Origin of the sequence: Mucilaginibacter lutimaris (assembly GCF_042676625.1) — a bacterium.
Lineage (GTDB): Bacteria > Bacteroidota > Bacteroidia > Sphingobacteriales > Sphingobacteriaceae > Mucilaginibacter > Mucilaginibacter lutimaris.
The window spans coordinates 216,214-233,338 of the sequence record NZ_JBHTIA010000008.1 but is presented as its reverse complement, the minus strand read 5'-3'; the positions used below and the strand labels follow the sequence as shown (position 1 = coordinate 233,338).

At 42.7% G+C, this 17,125-nt stretch carries 18 protein-coding genes; 4 read left to right on the top strand and 14 right to left on the bottom strand.

Features of this window, described 5'->3' with window-relative positions:
• Window positions 1-13 precede the first annotated feature (13 nt).
• The 6 genes from rodA to purH all read right to left on the bottom strand — a co-directional run bounded on the left by rodA (window position 14) and on the right by purH (window position 7,501).
• On the bottom strand, window positions 14-1,288 hold the full coding sequence (rodA, locus tag ACFQZI_RS12535) for a rod shape-determining protein RodA (RefSeq protein WP_377142923.1): 1,275 nt from the start codon (window positions 1,286-1,288) through the stop codon (window positions 14-16).
• Entirely contained in the window at window positions 1,281-3,296 is a 2,016-nt protein-coding gene (mrdA, locus tag ACFQZI_RS12530; RefSeq protein WP_377142921.1) for a penicillin-binding protein 2, read from the bottom strand. The genes rodA and mrdA overlap by 8 nt, the downstream gene beginning before the upstream one ends.
• Window positions 3,297-3,815: a rod shape-determining protein MreD gene (gene mreD, locus ACFQZI_RS12525; protein WP_377142920.1), complete on the bottom strand. Its 519-nt coding sequence runs from the start codon at window positions 3,813-3,815 to the stop codon at window positions 3,297-3,299.
• Window positions 3,808-4,644 (bottom strand): rod shape-determining protein MreC, encoded by an 837-nt coding sequence (mreC, locus tag ACFQZI_RS12520; RefSeq protein ID WP_377142919.1) that lies wholly within the window; start codon window positions 4,642-4,644, stop codon window positions 3,808-3,810. Before mreC ends, mreD begins: the two co-directional genes overlap by 8 nt.
• Window positions 4,645-4,737: 93 nt before the next feature.
• Window positions 4,738-5,760 carry a rod shape-determining protein gene (locus ACFQZI_RS12515; RefSeq protein ID WP_067054626.1) on the bottom strand — a complete coding sequence of 341 codons (1,023 nt, stop codon included), beginning with the start codon at window positions 5,758-5,760 and terminating at the stop codon, window positions 4,738-4,740.
• 214 nt (window positions 5,761-5,974) lie between these two features.
• On the bottom strand, window positions 5,975-7,501 hold the full coding sequence (gene purH, locus ACFQZI_RS12510; protein WP_377142917.1) for a bifunctional phosphoribosylaminoimidazolecarboxamide formyltransferase/IMP cyclohydrolase: 1,527 nt from the start codon (window positions 7,499-7,501) through the stop codon (window positions 5,975-5,977).
• 247 nt (window positions 7,502-7,748) lie between these two features.
• On the opposite strand from purH, the gene ACFQZI_RS12505 reads away from it, so the two are divergent.
• Window positions 7,749-8,288, top strand: a complete 540-nt coding sequence (locus ACFQZI_RS12505; RefSeq protein WP_377142915.1) for an STM3941 family protein — start codon at window positions 7,749-7,751, stop codon at window positions 8,286-8,288.
• Window positions 8,289-8,324: 36 nt separating this feature from the next.
• Here ACFQZI_RS12505 and ACFQZI_RS12500 read toward each other — a convergent pair whose 3' ends face one another.
• The 5 genes from ACFQZI_RS12500 to ACFQZI_RS12480 all read right to left on the bottom strand — a co-directional run bounded on the left by ACFQZI_RS12500 (window position 8,325) and on the right by ACFQZI_RS12480 (window position 12,777).
• Complete coding sequence (locus tag ACFQZI_RS12500; RefSeq protein WP_377142913.1) at window positions 8,325-8,621, bottom strand: FtsB family cell division protein; 297 nt, start codon at window positions 8,619-8,621, stop codon at window positions 8,325-8,327.
• 191 nt (window positions 8,622-8,812) lie between these two features.
• Window positions 8,813-10,165, bottom strand: coding sequence for a DEAD/DEAH box helicase (locus ACFQZI_RS12495; RefSeq protein ID WP_377142911.1), 1,353 nt, complete (start codon window positions 10,163-10,165; stop codon window positions 8,813-8,815).
• A gap of 214 nt (window positions 10,166-10,379) precedes the next feature.
• Window positions 10,380-10,919 carry a signal peptidase II gene (lspA, locus tag ACFQZI_RS12490; protein WP_377142909.1) on the bottom strand — a complete coding sequence of 180 codons (540 nt, stop codon included), beginning with the start codon at window positions 10,917-10,919 and terminating at the stop codon, window positions 10,380-10,382.
• Between the two features lie 228 nt (window positions 10,920-11,147).
• Window positions 11,148-12,260 carry a glutamine-hydrolyzing carbamoyl-phosphate synthase small subunit gene (gene carA / locus ACFQZI_RS12485; RefSeq protein ID WP_377142907.1) on the bottom strand — a complete coding sequence of 371 codons (1,113 nt, stop codon included), beginning with the start codon at window positions 12,258-12,260 and terminating at the stop codon, window positions 11,148-11,150.
• Between the two features lie 160 nt (window positions 12,261-12,420).
• On the bottom strand, window positions 12,421-12,777 hold the full coding sequence (locus ACFQZI_RS12480; RefSeq protein WP_377142905.1) for a hypothetical protein: 357 nt from the start codon (window positions 12,775-12,777) through the stop codon (window positions 12,421-12,423).
• A gap of 377 nt (window positions 12,778-13,154) precedes the next feature.
• Here ACFQZI_RS12480 and panB point away from each other — a divergent pair, with 377 nt between their 5' ends.
• The 3 genes from panB to ACFQZI_RS12465 all read left to right on the top strand — a co-directional run bounded on the left by panB (window position 13,155) and on the right by ACFQZI_RS12465 (window position 15,352).
• Window positions 13,155-13,970, top strand: coding sequence for a 3-methyl-2-oxobutanoate hydroxymethyltransferase (panB, locus tag ACFQZI_RS12475; protein WP_377142903.1), 816 nt, complete (start codon window positions 13,155-13,157; stop codon window positions 13,968-13,970).
• 127 nt (window positions 13,971-14,097) lie between these two features.
• The gene (locus tag ACFQZI_RS12470) at window positions 14,098-14,820 is read left to right on the top strand and encodes an RluA family pseudouridine synthase (protein ID WP_377142902.1); all 723 of its coding nucleotides are present in this window, start codon (window positions 14,098-14,100) and stop codon (window positions 14,818-14,820) included.
• Window positions 14,821-14,851: 31 nt separating this feature from the next.
• Window positions 14,852-15,352, top strand: coding sequence for a hypothetical protein (locus ACFQZI_RS12465; protein WP_377142900.1), 501 nt, complete (start codon window positions 14,852-14,854; stop codon window positions 15,350-15,352).
• Here the strand turns inward: ACFQZI_RS12465 and ACFQZI_RS12460 are convergent.
• The 3 genes from ACFQZI_RS12460 to yiaK are packed head-to-tail and all read right to left on the bottom strand — an operon-like array spanning window position 15,349 to window position 17,029.
• On the bottom strand, window positions 15,349-15,705 hold the full coding sequence (locus ACFQZI_RS12460) for a helix-turn-helix domain-containing protein (protein WP_377142898.1): 357 nt from the start codon (window positions 15,703-15,705) through the stop codon (window positions 15,349-15,351). The genes ACFQZI_RS12465 and ACFQZI_RS12460 overlap by 4 nt on opposite strands.
• Before the next feature lie 3 nt (window positions 15,706-15,708).
• Complete coding sequence (locus ACFQZI_RS12455; protein ID WP_377142896.1) at window positions 15,709-16,002, bottom strand: type II toxin-antitoxin system HigB family toxin; 294 nt, start codon at window positions 16,000-16,002, stop codon at window positions 15,709-15,711.
• A gap of 43 nt (window positions 16,003-16,045) precedes the next feature.
• Window positions 16,046-17,029: a 3-dehydro-L-gulonate 2-dehydrogenase gene (gene yiaK / locus ACFQZI_RS12450; protein WP_377142894.1), complete on the bottom strand. Its 984-nt coding sequence runs from the start codon at window positions 17,027-17,029 to the stop codon at window positions 16,046-16,048.
• Window positions 17,030-17,125: the final 96 nt, after the last annotated feature.

Genomic DNA, 17,125 nt, shown 5'->3' with positions numbered 1-17,125 from the left:
TTGCCTTTGCTTGTTAATACCTGTCTGTAGATAAACCCATTCGGCTGGAATCTAATTTAAGCAGGATAAACAACAATGTTGTAAAGCTCCACAACGACGAACCGCCATAGCTGATGAATGGCAGCGGGATACCAATTACCGGCATGTAGCCAATAGCCATGGCTATATTGATTACCACGTGGCAAAATATAATGGATGCTACGCCGTAACCATATATACGCGAGAACGGCGCGCGCTGCCGTTCGGCAATTACAATAATGCGCAGCAGCAGGAACAGGTATAAGCCCAGCACCACCACCGAACCTGCAAACCCCCACTCCTCGCCTACGGTACAAAATATAAAGTCGGTGCTTTGAGCGGGCACAAAGGAGTATTTGGTTTGGGTGCCCTGCAAATAGCCCTTGCCCCATACCCGGCCCGAGCCTATGGCAATTTTGGATTGGTTTTGATTATAACCAACTCCACGCAGGTCTTTACTCAGCCCTAAAACTTCATCTATACGCACACGCTGATGCGGTTTTAGCACGTGCTGGTAAAGTGGCTTAACGGCAAAAACAAAGCCAACCGCTACTACAAATCCTATAATTAACCCTGTCGCAAATTTGCGGTTGCGGCCAAACATAAATAACAGCAGGGCCAGCACAACAATCATTACAATAATAATGTACCAGGCGTTAAACAACAGTGAGGATATAAACAGTGTGGCCAAAAGGCCGATTATTACCAGGAAATAGGCCGACAAACCTTCCCGGTAAAGCACAAATATCAACGAACAAAATACCAGGGTAGAGCCATCATCGGGTTGTAGTTTGATAAGCACCATAGGTAGCAGGATAATGCCCCCTGCTATTAAGAATGATTTAGGATCGGTTACCTTTACATTGGTAGCGCTCAGGTATCGCGCCAGGAGCAAACAGGTAGCAAACTTGGCAAACTCCGATGGTTGCAGTCTAAAGCCGCCACCCATATCTATCCATGCCTGGTTACCGCCTACATTATGCCCTGCTACCAATACCAATAGCAACAGCAACACCGTAACTATGTAAATAAACGGTGCCAGGGCCGAGAGAAACCGGCTCTCGAGTAAAAGTATAACGATACCTATAACTAAAGCAGATACGATGAAAATGAACTGCTTACCGTACTCGGTATCCATATCAAAAATGCTTTGATGGTTCTCATCATATACCGCCGCATGGATATTGAACCAGCCAATGGTACATAGCGCCAGGTAAAGCAATACCGTTAACCAATCTACATTCAGGAAAAAGCTGCGTTGATTATTCATCGTCCCTCCTGTTTGGCAGCATGGCGGTTAGCTTGTTATCCGTGGTTTTCTTTACCGGTTTATTTTGTGCCGATTTAAGTCTTTTTAAAGAATCGGCAGCTACCTTTTTGAGGGAGTCAGCAGTAGCCTTTTTAATGCTGTCGGCTTTTAGCTTTGCTTTATCAGCAGGCTTTACAACAATATCGGGCAACAAGTTTTTCCCTATATAATAGTCAGGGGTAATATTAGATGCCCTTTTGCTAATGCTGCCGCGCAAATATTTTTCTACAATAAAGCTGGCAATTGGCGCGGCCCAGGTAGCGCCCTGGCCCGAGTTTTCTACCACAACAGCAATAGCTATCTTTGGGTTATCGCGCGGGGCAAAGGCCACAAATACCGAATTGTCTTTTTGGTTCTTAACCTCGGCAGTACCTGTTTTACCACACATTATAATACCCGGTATCTTTGAACCCTTCGCGGTACCAAAATCAACCACGCTTTGCATACCGTTAATAACCGGTTCAAAATATTGCGAGTCGACACCCACATAATTACGTATAGTGTATTCTTTTTTGATGACCTGTTTCTCGCCTATCGCTTTTATCAGATGGGGCTTATAATAATAGCCATGATTGGCTATAGTAGCCTCGATGTTGGCCAGTTGAAGCGGCGTAGCCAGCAACTCGCCCTGCCCAATACCTAATGATATTACGGTACTGGAACGCCAGCCACCTTTATGATATACTTTGTCGTAGTAGGATGCTTTTGGCAGGTTGCCCCTGCCTTCGGCAGGCAGATCGAGGCCAAGCTTCCCGCCCAGGCCAAATTTGGCTACGTTTCCGCGCCAGTAATTATACGAGGTATCGGTTTGGCGTGTACCGTTACGGTTAATTAACCTTTCAAAAACCATATCGAAGTAACCGTTGCAGGAGTGTGCCACAGCGCTTGCCAGGTTTACATCGCCATGTACCTCGCCCTGAAAACACTTTATACGGCGGTTACCCGATTGATAATACCCCGAGCAATGATATACGGTGGAAGGCGTTATCACACCTTCCTGCATGGCTATGAGCGCGCTTAAAGGTTTAAAAGATGAGCCCGGTGGGTAATATGCCTGTACCGGCCTCGTAAAAAATGGCTTGTATGGGTCTTTGTATAGTTTTGCGGCGTTGTTACCGCGTTCGCGGCCAACTAACAGGTTTGGATCGTACGTTGGGCTGCTTACAAAACATAATATCTCGCCGGTTGATGGTTCAATAGCTACAATACTGCCTACCTTATTTTGCATGAGCTTTTCGCCAAGTTTTTGGATGGTCATATCAAGTGACGAGATAAGGCGTTCGCCGGCTACTGCCGCGGTATCGAAAGCGCCATTGGCATATTTTCCCTTGCGTACGTTACGAGAATCTACAATGATGTTCTCTACACCCCGCTGGCCACGCAAAACAGTTTCATAAGATTTTTCCACCCCGGTTATCCCCACATAATCGCCCGGACTATAGTACCCGTTCGATCTTTTGATTATGGCATCAGTAGCTTCGCCAATATAACCCAGAAACTGCGCGGCTGCGGTATCAGGGTAATTTCGTAATGATCTTTGCTGCGTATCAAAACCAGGAAATTCCGACAAGCGTTCCTGAAAGGCGGCGTACTGTTCTACCGTTACCTGCTTCTCGAAAACAGAGGTGCGGTATGGCGAATACTTGCGGGCCTTGGTCATCCGCTTATCATAGCCTTCACGGTCTATACCCAGCAACTTGCAGAACTCGACCGTATCAAAGGCTTTTACCTGTTTGGGTACAACGGTAATATCGTAAACGGGCTCGTTCTGTACCATAATTTTTCCGGTACGGTCAAGAATGGGGCCGCGGGCTGGATACTTAACAAACTTACGTACAACATTTTGGCTGGCGTATAAAGCATACCTATCATCAACCACCTGTATATAAAACAAACGGGCCAGCAACACCAATATCAATGCGATAAAAATGCCCGCTATAACGTACCTGCGCTCAAAAAAATTATTCATTTATTTACGCTCTTTCTTTCTGAAAAACAATAAGCCCGAAACCAGCATCAAAAATACTGTAAATATTGAACTGAATAAAAAACGGCTTAGTGTGTATCCTATCTCATCAAACCTAAAAACTTCGAGGTTGAACAGGAAAAAGTGGTGAAAAAGTGTAAGGATAAGCGCGTACGTAAAAAACCACCTGAAACCCATTATGCTTAATGTAGGCTCCGGCTCGTTATCAAAGCCATCTTTTTGTACGGTTATACTGATGAAAAGCACACGTACCAAAGCCAGCAACGTACAGGATGCGGCATGCAGGCCAGGTGTGTCATAAAAAGCATCAATGGTTAAACCCAGTATAAATGCCAGCACAAAAAGCACAAGGTTTGGCGTTTCAAAAGGCAATAACAGTATGAAAAGAATGTATAGATATGGTGTGGAAAGGTTATAAAGCGAAATATTTTTCAGCAGGAAAACCTGTAGCAGCACCAGCAGTACAAAACGGATAAAATTTATGATCAGGATCCTACTCATCGGCTTTTTTCTCCTGTGCTTCTAAAGTAGCTTGCTCAAGTGCAAACTTGTTGATCACTACATTCACATACTCCAGTTTGCTAAAATCAACCGCCAGGGCGACTTCCATATTCAGGAAGAAACCGCCGCCTTTAGCATTCAGCTTACTTACCTTACCAATCGGGATGCCGGCGGGAAACAGTGATAGCTCTGATGTTACAACCAGCTCACCGATCTTTGGCTGGGCATTGTTTGATACGTCAACCAGCAACCCTTTATGCGGGTCCATATCTTCGCCCCATTGCAGGTACCCTATAGCTTTGTTCGCAGCCAGCATAGCGCTAAAGCGCGAATCTTTATGCAGCAACGATTGCACGATAGATAAGTGCTCACCTACAAAAACAACTTTGCCCACAACACCATCGGCAGATGTTACGCCCATGCCTTTAGCAATACCATCTTTACTACCCCTGCTAATGGTTAAATAGTTGTTACGCTTGTTAACAGAGTTGCTGATAACCTGCGCCGGGATATAAACATACTGCTGCTTGTAAACAGAATCGGCAACCTGATGCTTAGAAACCGTGTCGACATATTTCGACGAGCGCAACTCGTTACGCAGCGCAGCGTTCTCTTTCGCAAGTTTATCATTAACCTCTTTTAAAGAAAGATAACCTTTAAGCTCATCAGCCCGGGCGTATAAGTTACCTGTAACCTGATTAGTGCTGTTGATGAAAGATGCCTTTTGAAAAGAGTTGTACTTGATATAAATGATAAGCGAACTTATCATAAAAATAAGAAACAGGAAGAATGCGTTGTACTTGGTGATAAATATCAGGAGGTTACGCATGCTTTGAAGGAGTGATTTAGTGAATTAGTGATTTAGTGAATTAAGACCTTTTCAATCACTAATTCACTAAATCTCTAATTCAGTAATTATCAATTATTGCATTAAAAACTTAAAGTTACCTATATTTTTAAGGGCTGTGCCAGTACCTCGTACTACGGCACGAAGCGGGTCTTCGGCTACGTGTACTGGTAATTTTGTTTTTGCAGCTACACGTTTATCAAGCCCGCGTAATAATGCACCACCACCGGTTAAATAAATACCAGTTTGGTAAATATCGGCAGAAAGCTCGGGCGGGGTAATCTCCAATGCTTTTAATATCGCTTCCTCAATTTTTGAGATAGATTTGTCAAGGCAATGCGCAATCTCGGTGTACGATACGGTGATCTGCTTAGGTACGCCTGTCATCAAATCGCGGCCTTGTACGGCGAAGTCTGCAGGTGGTTCTGATAGTTCAGGAAGAGCGGCACCTACTTCAATTTTTATTTTCTCGGCAGTACGGTCGCCTATCATGATGTTGTGCTGGCGGCGGATGTACTGTACAATGTCAGAATCGAAATTGTCCCCAGCTACGCGGATAGACTGGTCGCACACGATACCAGAAAGGGCAATAACCGCGATCTCAGTAGTACCACCACCAATATCAATGATCATGTTACCCATAGGCTCTTCCACATCAATACCAATACCTACGGCAGCTGCCATTGGTTCATATATCAGGTAAACTTCTTTGGCACCGGCAATTTCGGCGCTATCGCGTACCGCGCGCTTCTCTACCTCAGTAATACCCGATGGGATACAAATTACCATACGCAATGATGGGAAAAACCATCCTTTGCCCTGGTTTATCATTTTTATCATACCGCGTATCATTAACTCGGCAGCGTTAAAATCGGCAATTACACCATCTTTAAGCGGGCGAACGGTACGGATATTATCGTGGGTCTTACCTTCCATTTGCATGGCCTGGCGGCCAATGGCAATTACTTTGTTTGTTGTACGGTCAAAAGCCACAATAGATGGCTCATCAACAACAACTTTATCATTATGTATGATAAGGGTATTTGCCGTACCCAGATCAATGGCTATCTCTTGCGTGAAAAAATTGAATAAACCCATTTGGTGTTATTTCTAATTAAGCTGGAATTTAAAATAAGACTGTAATAGGCGCCAAATAACACGGGCGCTGTATTCGTGTAAATTAGTAATTAATAACTCTAATTTTTAATAATTCGTATTGGTTGTTAAAGATTAGTTAATTAAAGATTGAGGATTAGTCCCTTTTAGATTACTAAAGCCTAACACCTAATTAACTAACCTTTAATCACTACCATTAATGCTTAAAGTGACGGACACCTGTAGTAACCATCGCAATACCTTTTTGGTTACACATGTTAATAGAGTCCTGGTCTTTTATTGAGCCACCCGGCTGCAAAACGGCTGTGATACCTGCATCGGCTGCTATCTCCACACAATCAGGGAATGGGAAGAAAGCGTCAGATGCCATCACAGCGCCTTTCAGGTCAAAACCAAAACTTTCTGCCTTAATAATAGCTTGTCTCAAAGAATCAACACGTGAAGTTTGGCCAACACCGCTTGCCATTAACTGATTGTCTTTAGCAAATACAATGGTGTTAGATTTGGTGTGCTTAACCACCTTATTGGCAAAGTGCAGGTCGCGCAGTTCATGCTCGGTAGCTTTTTTGTCGGTAACCGCTGTCATTTGCGCCGGGCCTTCAACTACGTTATCCTTATCCTGCTCAATTACACCGTTAAGTAATGTTTTAAATTGCTTAAGCGGTAACTCAACACGGTTACGTATCAATACAATACGGTTCTTTTTAGCCGACAATATCTGCACCGCTTCATCTGTAAAAGCAGGGGCAATTAACACTTCGTAAAATATCTTGTCAATCTCTGTCGCGGTAGCGGCATCAATTTCATCGTTAGCAATGATAACACCACCAAAGGCCGACACCGGGTCGCAGGCCAATGCATCAATCCAGGCTTGTTTAATGTGCTGGCGCGATGCAATACCGCAGGCGTTGGTATGCTTTAATATAGCAATGGTAGGCTCGGTAAACTCATCTATCAGGGCCACGGCAGCGTCAACATCAACAAGGTTATTATATGACAGCTCTTTACCGTTTAATTTAGTAAACATGGCCTCCAGGTTACCGTAGAACGTTCCTTTTTGATGCGGGTTTTCTCCGTAACGTAAAACCTGGCTGGTTTGGATGCTCTGCTTAAAAACCGGCATCGGCTCGCTTTGGTCAAAATACTGGAAAATGTGCGTATCATAGTTTGATGAGATATTAAATGCTTTTTGGGCGAAGCGGCGGCGCTGGTCAATAGTGGTTGCTCCTCCCTGCGTTTTCAGGATCTCCTCCAGTTCGCTGTAATCGTCTTTAGAAGCCAATATCACAACATCCTTAAAGTTCTTGGCCGCTGCGCGAATTAATGAGATGCCGCCAATATCTATCTTCTCTATAATATCCTCCTGGCCTGCACCAGAGTTTACCGTTTCCTCAAAAGGATAAAGGTCAACAATTATCAGGTCAATTTCGGGTATTTCGTATTGGGCCAGTTGCTGCTCGTCGCTGTCAAAACTTCTGCGGGCAAGGATACCGCCAAACACCTTTGGGTGCAGGGTTTTTACACGGCCACCAAGTATTGATGGGTACGACGTAAGGTCCTCAACAGCAATAACATCAACACCCAGGTCACGTATAAAAGTTTCGGTACCACCGGTAGAATAGATCTTCACACCAAGGCGGTTCAACTCATGAATTATAGGCTCGAGGTTGTCTTTGTAATAAACAGAAATCAGCGCGTTTTTTATTTGAACAGAATGACTCATTACAACAGGGAATTTTTGAGCCGCAAAGGTAAGTAATTTAGTTAATTAGTGGTTAGATAAAAGGTTAATTAGTGATTATTGGTTAATGGCAGCAACGCAGCTCAACAAAACTGTAAATGCCATACAAGGCAAATTGTTAAACCTGGGCCAAAAGGCTTGTAGAGAAGGTTGTGAAGTGTAATTTGTAAAGGTTAAATAAAACAGTTTTTGCCCGGTGCGGTTACAATAGCATTTAATAAAGTATGCTATGAACCAGGATGCAAATGGAATTAACGAGATACCACTTAGTAAGATAAAGATGATAATGCTACTCATAGGCTCGGTGCTTTTTGTGGCTGCCGGCATCTGGTTTATCAAAAACCCCGAAATATTTCGGAGAAGCCCCACTCTAATTACCATTATAGGCTATCTTTCTATCGTATTTTTTGGCATAGGGGTGTTATTCATCGTAAATAAACTGTTTGACACTCGTCCCGGATTTGTTATTGATGCCAACGGGATAGTAGACAACTCCAGTATGTTCTCAGTTGGATTTATACCCTGGGCAGATATAACAGGTCTATCTATCATACACGTTAACCGCCAAAAACTTATTATGGTGAAAGTAGAGGATGTGGAAGGCTATATTCACCGGCAACCAAATGCCCTTGCAAGACGAACAGCAAGTATGAATTACAGGATGTATGGCTCGCCTGTTAGCATAAGTGCCGTAACTTTAAAATGCTCTTTTGAAGATCTGTACCGGATGATAGATAATGGCTGGAAAGCAAGCGGGTTTGCTAAATAGATTACTTACGATAACAACTTTAGGAAATAGCTATATTTACTTTTTGCTGTCGTGCACAATAACAAATACGTCTTCGTTATCTTTTTTCATAAGGTATTTCTCACGGGCAAATTTTTCCAGCTTTGCTTTATCTGATGTAAGTTCAGACAGGTCTTTATTTACCTTATCTGTTTCGGTTTTATAAAAGGCCTCTTCCTGCTTTAACTTGTTTAGTTGCTGATGATAATCGTACTGAGAGAACAGGTCGTTCTTATCAAAAAAGGTCATCCATACCATAAAAGCCACCGTAACCAGGAAAAACTTATTCTTGATAAGGTCTAAAAGGCGTTTCATTTGCTTGGGTTCAAATTTCACTTTAAAGCTATTTAATTTCTTTGAAGGTTGCAAATATAATTTAGTGATAGCAAAAAAGAGATTAAAGGCCAGACATTAAAGATTATGCACTGAAAATAAGGAAAATAAAAAGAGGTTGAAAATTAGCAACAACCAATCTCCAACCTCTGTTCTTTAATCTTTAAAACAGACTATCTACGGCCTGATGACGACCTGCTTGCACCGCTCATGCCGCCGGCACCGCCACGGCTATTGCCTGCACCTCCGCTACCACGATGGCCCGCCGGCCTGCCGCCAGCGCCGGCCCTTTTATTGCCGCCGCCATGCCTGCCACCTGCCGAAACTGGCTTTTTGGGGGTGCCGTTCTTGGCTTTGCTCATCATTTTGGCCGTCATAGCTTCGTAGCTTAACGGGTATGGATGGCCCAACTCAACGGGAATCTCTTTAGCTATCAGTTTATGAATATCTTTAAGGTAATCTATCTCCTCCTCGCCATCGCAAAAGGTAAAGGCTATGCCGCTTGCACCCGCGCGGCCGGTACGGCCAATACGGTGTACATATGTTTCGGGGATGTTTGGTATCTCGTAGTTAATTACGTGGGTAAGCTCATCAATATCAATACCGCGGGCGGCAATATCTGTAGCTATAAGCACACGTGTAGTACGGTTCTTAAAGTTGGTTAATGCACGCTGACGCGCGTTTTGCGATTTATTACCGTGGATAGCCTCGGCGGTAATGCCCGCGCGTACCAGGTCTTTAACCACCTTATCTGCACCATGCTTGGTGCGGGTAAACACCAGCGCTGTTTTAATATTCTTATCCTTTAAAATATGGTTAAGCAATAAACGCTTATCGCTTTTGCTAACGTAATATAACGATTGCTGGATGGTATCGGCAGTTGACGATACCGGGGCAACCTCTACCTTTGCCGGTTTTTGAAGTATGCTATCGGCAAGGTGCTGGATCTCGTTAGGCATCGTAGCACTAAAGAAAAGCGTTTGCCTATTAACAGGCACTTTTGCAATTATTTTTTTAACATCATTAACAAAACCCATATCCAGCATGCGGTCGGCTTCATCAAGTATCAGCATCTTTATCTGATCGATGTGTACATAGCGCTGGTTCATCAGGTCCAGCAAACGGCCAGGGGTTGCTATCAGGATATCTACACCACAGCGCAAGGCATCAACCTGCGGGTTTTGCGATACTCCACCAAAAATAACCAGGTTTTTTAGGCCTGTATTCTTTCCGTATGCGGTAAAGCTTTCGCTTATCTGGATAGCCAGCTCGCGGGTTGGGGTAAGTATAAGCGCCTTTATCTGTTTTTGCTCCTTATGTTTTTGCTTATCCAGGAACAATAACTGCAAAATAGGAATAGCAAACGCTGCTGTTTTACCGGTACCTGTTTGCGCGCAGCCAAGCAGGTCGCGGTGTTGTAATATATAAGGTATAGCTTGTTCTTGTATAGGGGTTGGGTTAGTATAACCCTCTGCTTTTAAAGCCCTTAAAATAGGCTCAATTAAATTTAAATTTTCGAATGACATGTAATGTTTGTAATGTATATGTGCTAACGCGAAGCATTAAGCGGATTCTGAAGAGTGTCTAATAAATCAAAACCGTAAATCGACGGGTATTAGCGCAAAGATACGCTTTTTATACGCAAGTAGTGTTAAGGGCAATAAAGTGATGGAATAGTGACGATGCGCTTAATAATGCATGGAATGGTTTAATAATAATTACCGGGGCGGTTTAAACCAATTATTCTACCGTATTCTCTTTAACAACAAATGGTTCTTCCGCTTCCTTGTTTTCTTTCCGTCGTAAAAAAGTATCCAGTACTATCAGGCTTACACCTATCATAATAGAAACATCTGCCGCGTTAAAGATGCCTGTTTGCAGCGGGCCAAATTTAAGATGGATAAAATCCGTTACAGATCCCTTTGTTATCCTATCATATAAATTACCCACACCTCCCCCAATGCAAAAAATGATACCGGTAACCATTAAATTGCTGAGCCCTTTTTTGGCAAGACTGTAAACCAATGCGCCCGCAAGCGCCAGTACAGGTATAAGGGTAAGCACTATAAACCTAAACGGCTGCACCAGTTTATCGCCCAGGCTTAAAAAAGCACCTGTATTTTCTACCCTAAGCAGTGTAACATGGTTGTTAAAAAAATGATACTGATCGTATATATTAATATGCCTGCGCATCATGGCTTTAGTTTCCTGGTCCACAATAACGTTAGCCGCCAATACCAACAAGAAAATTATAATGCGTATGCTGCCTTTAAATTTCATTAAGGCGAAAGTAGAAAAGAGAATTGGAAGTTAGCGGTGTAATCGCAAATCTATTTTAAGCTTTAATAAGTACATTATTGCGGGCGTTGCGTGGCAATTCTTCGGCAGATCTGTCTCCGGCTCTGTAAGTAGGGATTGCATCGTACTTCGCAATGACGCGTGAGGGAACAAAAAAGCCTTCCATGTAATCTGAAAGGCTTTTAATCTTATAAATCAAAAAAAATCCGCTTAATCCCGGTTATTCTTCATCATGCCTATAAAATCATCAAACAGGTAGCGGCTATCGTGCGGGCCGGGAGACGACTCGGGGTGATATTGTACCGAGAAGGCATTTTTATTTTTTACACGGATCCCTTCAATAGAATTATCGTTAAGATTTATGTGGGTAATTTCTACTTTATCAGACGCGCGCACAGCTTCGGGTATCACACCAAAACCGTGGTTTTGTGATGTTACCTCGCAATGATCGATAATAACATTTTTAACCGGGTGGTTTAAGCCGCGGTGGCCATTAAACATCTTTTTTGTCGGGATGTCGTTAGCCAGTGCCAATAACTGGTGGCCAAGGCAAATACCAAACAATGGCTTATCGGTCTCTAATATCTTTTTAACGGTATCAATAGCGTATGGCATAGCCGATGGATCGCCGGGGCCGTTTGAGATGAAATATCCTGAAGGAGAAAAATCTTTCTCCATTTCTTCGAACGTGGTTTTTGCCGGATAAACTTTGGCGTAAACGTCGCGGTCGTCAAAATTACGCAGGATGTTCTTTTTAACACCAAGGTCCAGCACGGCTACGCGGTGGGTAGCATTCTCATTGCCAAAGGTGTAAGTTTCTTTGGTTGATACCTGCGATGATAGTTCAAGGCCATCCATATCAGGTGCTTCGGCCAGTTTAGCTTTCAGTTCGTCGAGGTCTAAAATCTCTGAAGATATAATGGCGTTCATAGCGCCTTTATCGCGTATATGGCGAACGATCTGGCGGGTATCTACATCAGAGATCCCCACAATGTTTTGCTCCTGGAAGTAGTCCTGAATGCTTTCGTTAGCTTGCTTGCGGCTGTAAGCAATGTTGTAGTTTTTACAAACCAAACCGGCTATCTGGATATTGCCCGACTCAACTTCATCTGTATTGATACCATAATTACCAATGTGCGCATTGGTGGCCACCATAATTTGCCCAAAATAAGATGGATCGGTAAAAATTTCCTGGTAGCCGGTCATGCCGGTATTAAAGCAAATTTCGCCTGTGGTTGTACCAATTTTTCCGGCGGCCTTACCGTAAAAAACGGTTCCGTCGGCTAATAATAAAACTGCAGGTAACTTGGTGAAATGATTCATTTAGCAAAAAATTTGAAAGGGTTATTGATTCGGATTTTCTGGCACGAAGCTCCGTGAAAACAAACCGGAAGGCTGAAGTAGGACACTACTTTATTCACGGCGCAAATGTAGGGATTTATTTACGATTTTAGATGCACGATTTTAGATTTTTTGAAGGGAGTTATTTCCTCTCTAAATCCGAAATGAGCTTTATAATTTTATCCCTGTTTTTGGCAGATGTCATCCAGGTTGGCAGTTTTTCAACCATGGTCCAATGGCTGCGGTTGCTTCTTTCTCTCAGGTCTGCAGAAATATATTGCTTTAAATAAGCCAAATGTTTGTAATTATAAGCCAGTAAATTGTGGCCCCTGAAATCAGCTTCAAGCCATAAAGGCAATCCAAAATAATCCTCAGACGGTTTTCCGGTAGCCCTAAAATACCATTCCTGCGAAATATTTTGCGGTTGATATTTTTCGGTTTTACCACAATTTGAACATTTAATGGCAATACTATCTTTCTGCTCATTAACGTTTTTCATATCAACTTTTAGCTCGGCAGCACAATGTGAGCAATTGCAATTAAGTGTTATATCAAAGGATTGATGCCTGCCACTTAAGGAATAAAAGCAGTTAGGACACTTCAGCGTTTTTTCAGAAAAATACGATGAAGGATCATTTTTTGTAACCACTGCCCGTTTTGCGCACTTGGGACATTCAACAAACATTTCATCTTCAAAATGAGAGATTCGCAGGTTTTGGTCTTTAAATCTGTTTGTATCAGTTATTGGCGCCATTTTTATCTAAAATACAAATTTATAATTACGCTGAGTATAAACAACGGTTTGCAGAAATCCGAAATCAAACCTCCGAAATCCGAAATAACAAATACCTTTGCATATAAACTAAATACATTACCATGTCGGTAAACAAGGAAGTTAAACGCATTACCACGCATATTTTGCAGGAAATGAAGAACCGTGGCGAGAAGATAGCCATGCTTACAGCCTACGATTTTTCGATGGCTACCATTGTAGATAATGCCGGTATGGATATAATCCTGGTGGGCGATTCGGCCAGTAACGTTATGGCCGGGCACGAAACAACGCTGCCCATCACGCTCGATCAGATGATTTACCATGCGTCGTCGGTTGTGCGCGCGGCAAAACGCGCCTTAGTAGTGGTCGACCTTCCTTTTGGTTCGTACCAGGGTAACTCTAAAGAGGCTTTGGCATCTGCCATCCGTATCATGAAGGAGGCCGGTGCACACGGTGTTAAGTTGGAGGGCGGTGTAGAAATTGCAGAATCGGTAACCAGGATATTAGCCGCGGGCATACCCGTTATGGGCCACCTGGGTTTAACCCCTCAATCCATTTATAAATTTGGCACTTATACTGTACGTGCAAAAGAAGAAGCAGAAGCGCAAAAGCTAAAAGAAGACGCCTTAAAGTTACAGGAATTGGGTTGTTTTGGTATCGTGTTAGAAAAGATACCCGCCAAACTCGCTAAAGAAGTGAGCGAAAGCCTTACCATACCTACCATTGGCATAGGTGCAGGCCAGCATTGCGACGGGCAGGTGCTGGTGATACATGATATGCTGGGCATTAACAAAGGCTTTAAACCTCGTTTTTTACGCCAGTACGCCAATTTATTCGATGTTATGAATGATGCCATAAGCAATTATGTTGGCGATGTAAAAGCAAAAGGCTTCCCTAACGAAAAAGAGGAGTATTGATCCGCTATGCGGGTTCATGGTTAATAGTTGATAGTTCATAGTAGCTGCAATTTTAACCTGAACTATTAAACGCTACGAGGATTTGGCGAACAGCAAGTCGCTCAACACTATGAACTATAACTAACAAATGGCTCGACCGGAATTTAATTATATAAGTAAAGATATTACCGATAAGGATGTGCTGTATGAGGATAACCACCTTATTGCGGTAAACAAACGCGCGGGCGATATTGTGCAGGTAGATGATACCGGCGATGAGCCGCTGGATGACAAAGTAAAGCGATACATCGCCCAAAAGTACAATAAACCGAATGGTGCTTTCCTGGGCGTTGTACACCGGTTGGACAGGCCCGTAAGCGGGGTTATCCTGTTCGCCAAAACCAGCAAGGCTTTAGAGCGCATCAACAAAATGTTTAAAGCGCGCGAAATGCATAAAACCTATTATGCCATAGTTCGTAAACGCCCTCAGCCTGAGGCCGGCACACTGGTACATTACCTTATTAAAAACCCGCAAAAAAACGTTACCAAAGCCCACGATAAAGAAGTACCCGGCAGCCAGCGCAGCGAATTGCATTATAAACTTGTTGGAGAAATGGATGGATATTATGTTATAGAAGTAGACCCCATAACCGGCCGCCCGCACCAGATACGGGTGCAATTATCTACTCTGGGTTGCCCTATAGTTGGTGATAATAAATATGGCTACCCGCGCGGTAGCCTGCGCAAAAGTATTTGCCTGCACGCCCGCCGCCTGCAATTTATTCACCCCGTAAAAAATGAGCCAATAAAAATTGTAGCACCGCTGCCAAAAGATGGATTTTGGGAAAAGTTTGAGGGGTTGATAGCGTAGATAAGCATTTTTTATTTGGATAATTATTAAGATGCCAGTCAAGTATAAATCGGACGATGAATTGATTGAAGCTATTAAAAAACTAAAGTCAGCAAATCTTACTGAAGGCGATAAAAAAGATCTACTTAGCGTTTTTCAACTAACGCAAAATGCTTCAATAGCAAACCAGATCGCATTGATTTTTTCTGATGCAAGGTATAATGAGGCAATTCCATTTGTCATTAAAAAGATAAATGAAGAGGAATCGTATAACCGTAACGGGACACTTGTTTATTCGTTAGAAAATTTAGACTCTCAATCCTACTTTATTGATTTGATTGAAATCATTTGTAAACAAGGGTATGAAGCAAGGGTTATGGCTTATTCGATTGTTGAAAAGTTTGTAAAATCAATCTCGACTGAAGTCAAAAATCAGTCTTTAGAACTTTTGGAAATTTATCGTTTAAAACAGCCTGTAGTTGATGACGCTGATTACGAAAATAGCACACTTCATTTTATTGAAGCAACGCAAAGGCTGTTGATGGTTTGTTAATAAGCCTGTATTAACACTTCAGTAGGTATTTTTAAATTATCATGCAGAAGCCTTATCATCTCTAATGATAGCTTTCTTTTTTTATTTAAAATTTCGCTTGCACGGCTTTTTAAGCCAATCACTTTTGCTAAATCATTTTGATTGTAGCCCATCTGCTCCATCCGAAACTTAATAGCTTCCACGGGGTCGGGGAAAGATATCGGGAAATGTTCATTTTCGTAGTTCTCTATAAGTATTCCCAAAATTTCTAATTCGTCGCCATATTCTGAACCCTGTTGGGCATCAAAAATTATTTCAAGTCGCTCTAAGGCTTGCTGATAATCCTTTTCGTCTTTAATGGGTTTTATAGTCATAACTTAAATAGTTGTAGCGTCAATTTTATCATATTCGGCATGAGTGCCAACAAATCTGATCCATGCCATTTGATAACTGTAATTTATTTTTACTATAAGCCGGTAGTTATTTCCTTTGATATTGAAAACTACCCTGTTATCAGCTAAAATACTTGCACTCGGATATTCTTTTTTTATATCATTTGGATTAGTCCAATTGCTATTACTTGCCTCCTGGAACCAAGCCTTTAACTGCTGTTCACAATCAGCATGGATTTCCCAAAATTCGCGTAATATTTTCTTAGCTATAATTCTCAAAGCATTATTTATATAAAGGTAATAAAAGTTCCCCATATGGGAATTATTTATAATTTTTTATCTTTGCCCAGGCACCCTCATCAACCCAAACCCCATTTTTTAAACTTTCTTCCCGCGTGCGTAACATGCTTTCGCCAGGGAATAAGATCTCGCCATCGCTTTGGCTGCTTTTGGTATATTCGATGATCTGTTCTATCAGCGAGGCATTTTTTTCTTTATCTGTTTTAATGGCTATAAATACCTGCGACACACCCGTTTCCTTACGTCCCGATTGGGTGATAACCGCGGTTGAATCGCCGCCGCTTAATATGGTTGCCAGCAGGTCTAACACCAATGATAACCCTGAACCTTTCCAAAACCCTATTGGCAGGGCGCGTTTGCTTTCAGTAATAGCTGCCGCATTGGTAGTCAGTTTTCCTTCTTTGTCGTACCCTCCCGGTACCGGCAGCGGTTTATTTTGAGCTTCGTACTGCCAAAGTTTGCCAAAAGCATATTGAGAAATAGCCATATCTAACACTACATTACCCCCTTCGCGCGGAATGGCGATGATAAGCGGGTTATTGCCCAGTCGCGGTTCGGTACCGCCCCATGGCGGCAGGTTGGCTATGGTATTGGTAAAGCAAATGCCAATGTAACCTGCATCGGCAGCTTGTTGCCCATAGGTGCCGCCGCGCATCCAATGGTTAGTATTTTTGATAGCAACACAGCCTATGCCGTTATCTTCTGCCAAAAACATAGCCCTGTCCATACAAAACCGGGCGTTAAGCATACCAGGGCCAAGGTTGCCATCCCACTGTTCTATGGCGCCAAAAGCGTTTAATTTTGTCGGCACGGCATCGGGCACTACAAGGCCCTCTTTTATATATTCAATAAAAGTAGGAAAGCGGTTTAAGCCGTGACTAAGCACACCGTCGCGGCTGTTATCGGCAAAAATGGTAGCAATAGCACGGGCAACAGTGCTGTTTACATCAAGGCTGGTAAGTATCCGTTCAAATTCGGTTTTAAGTTGTTGGTAAGGTATGCGCATAAGGCAAATATAACAGGCTTGTACAACCTGTATAATTATATAGCACCGAAATATTTATTCCTTTAATGAGTTATAATAAAGCAACTTTTGAAATTG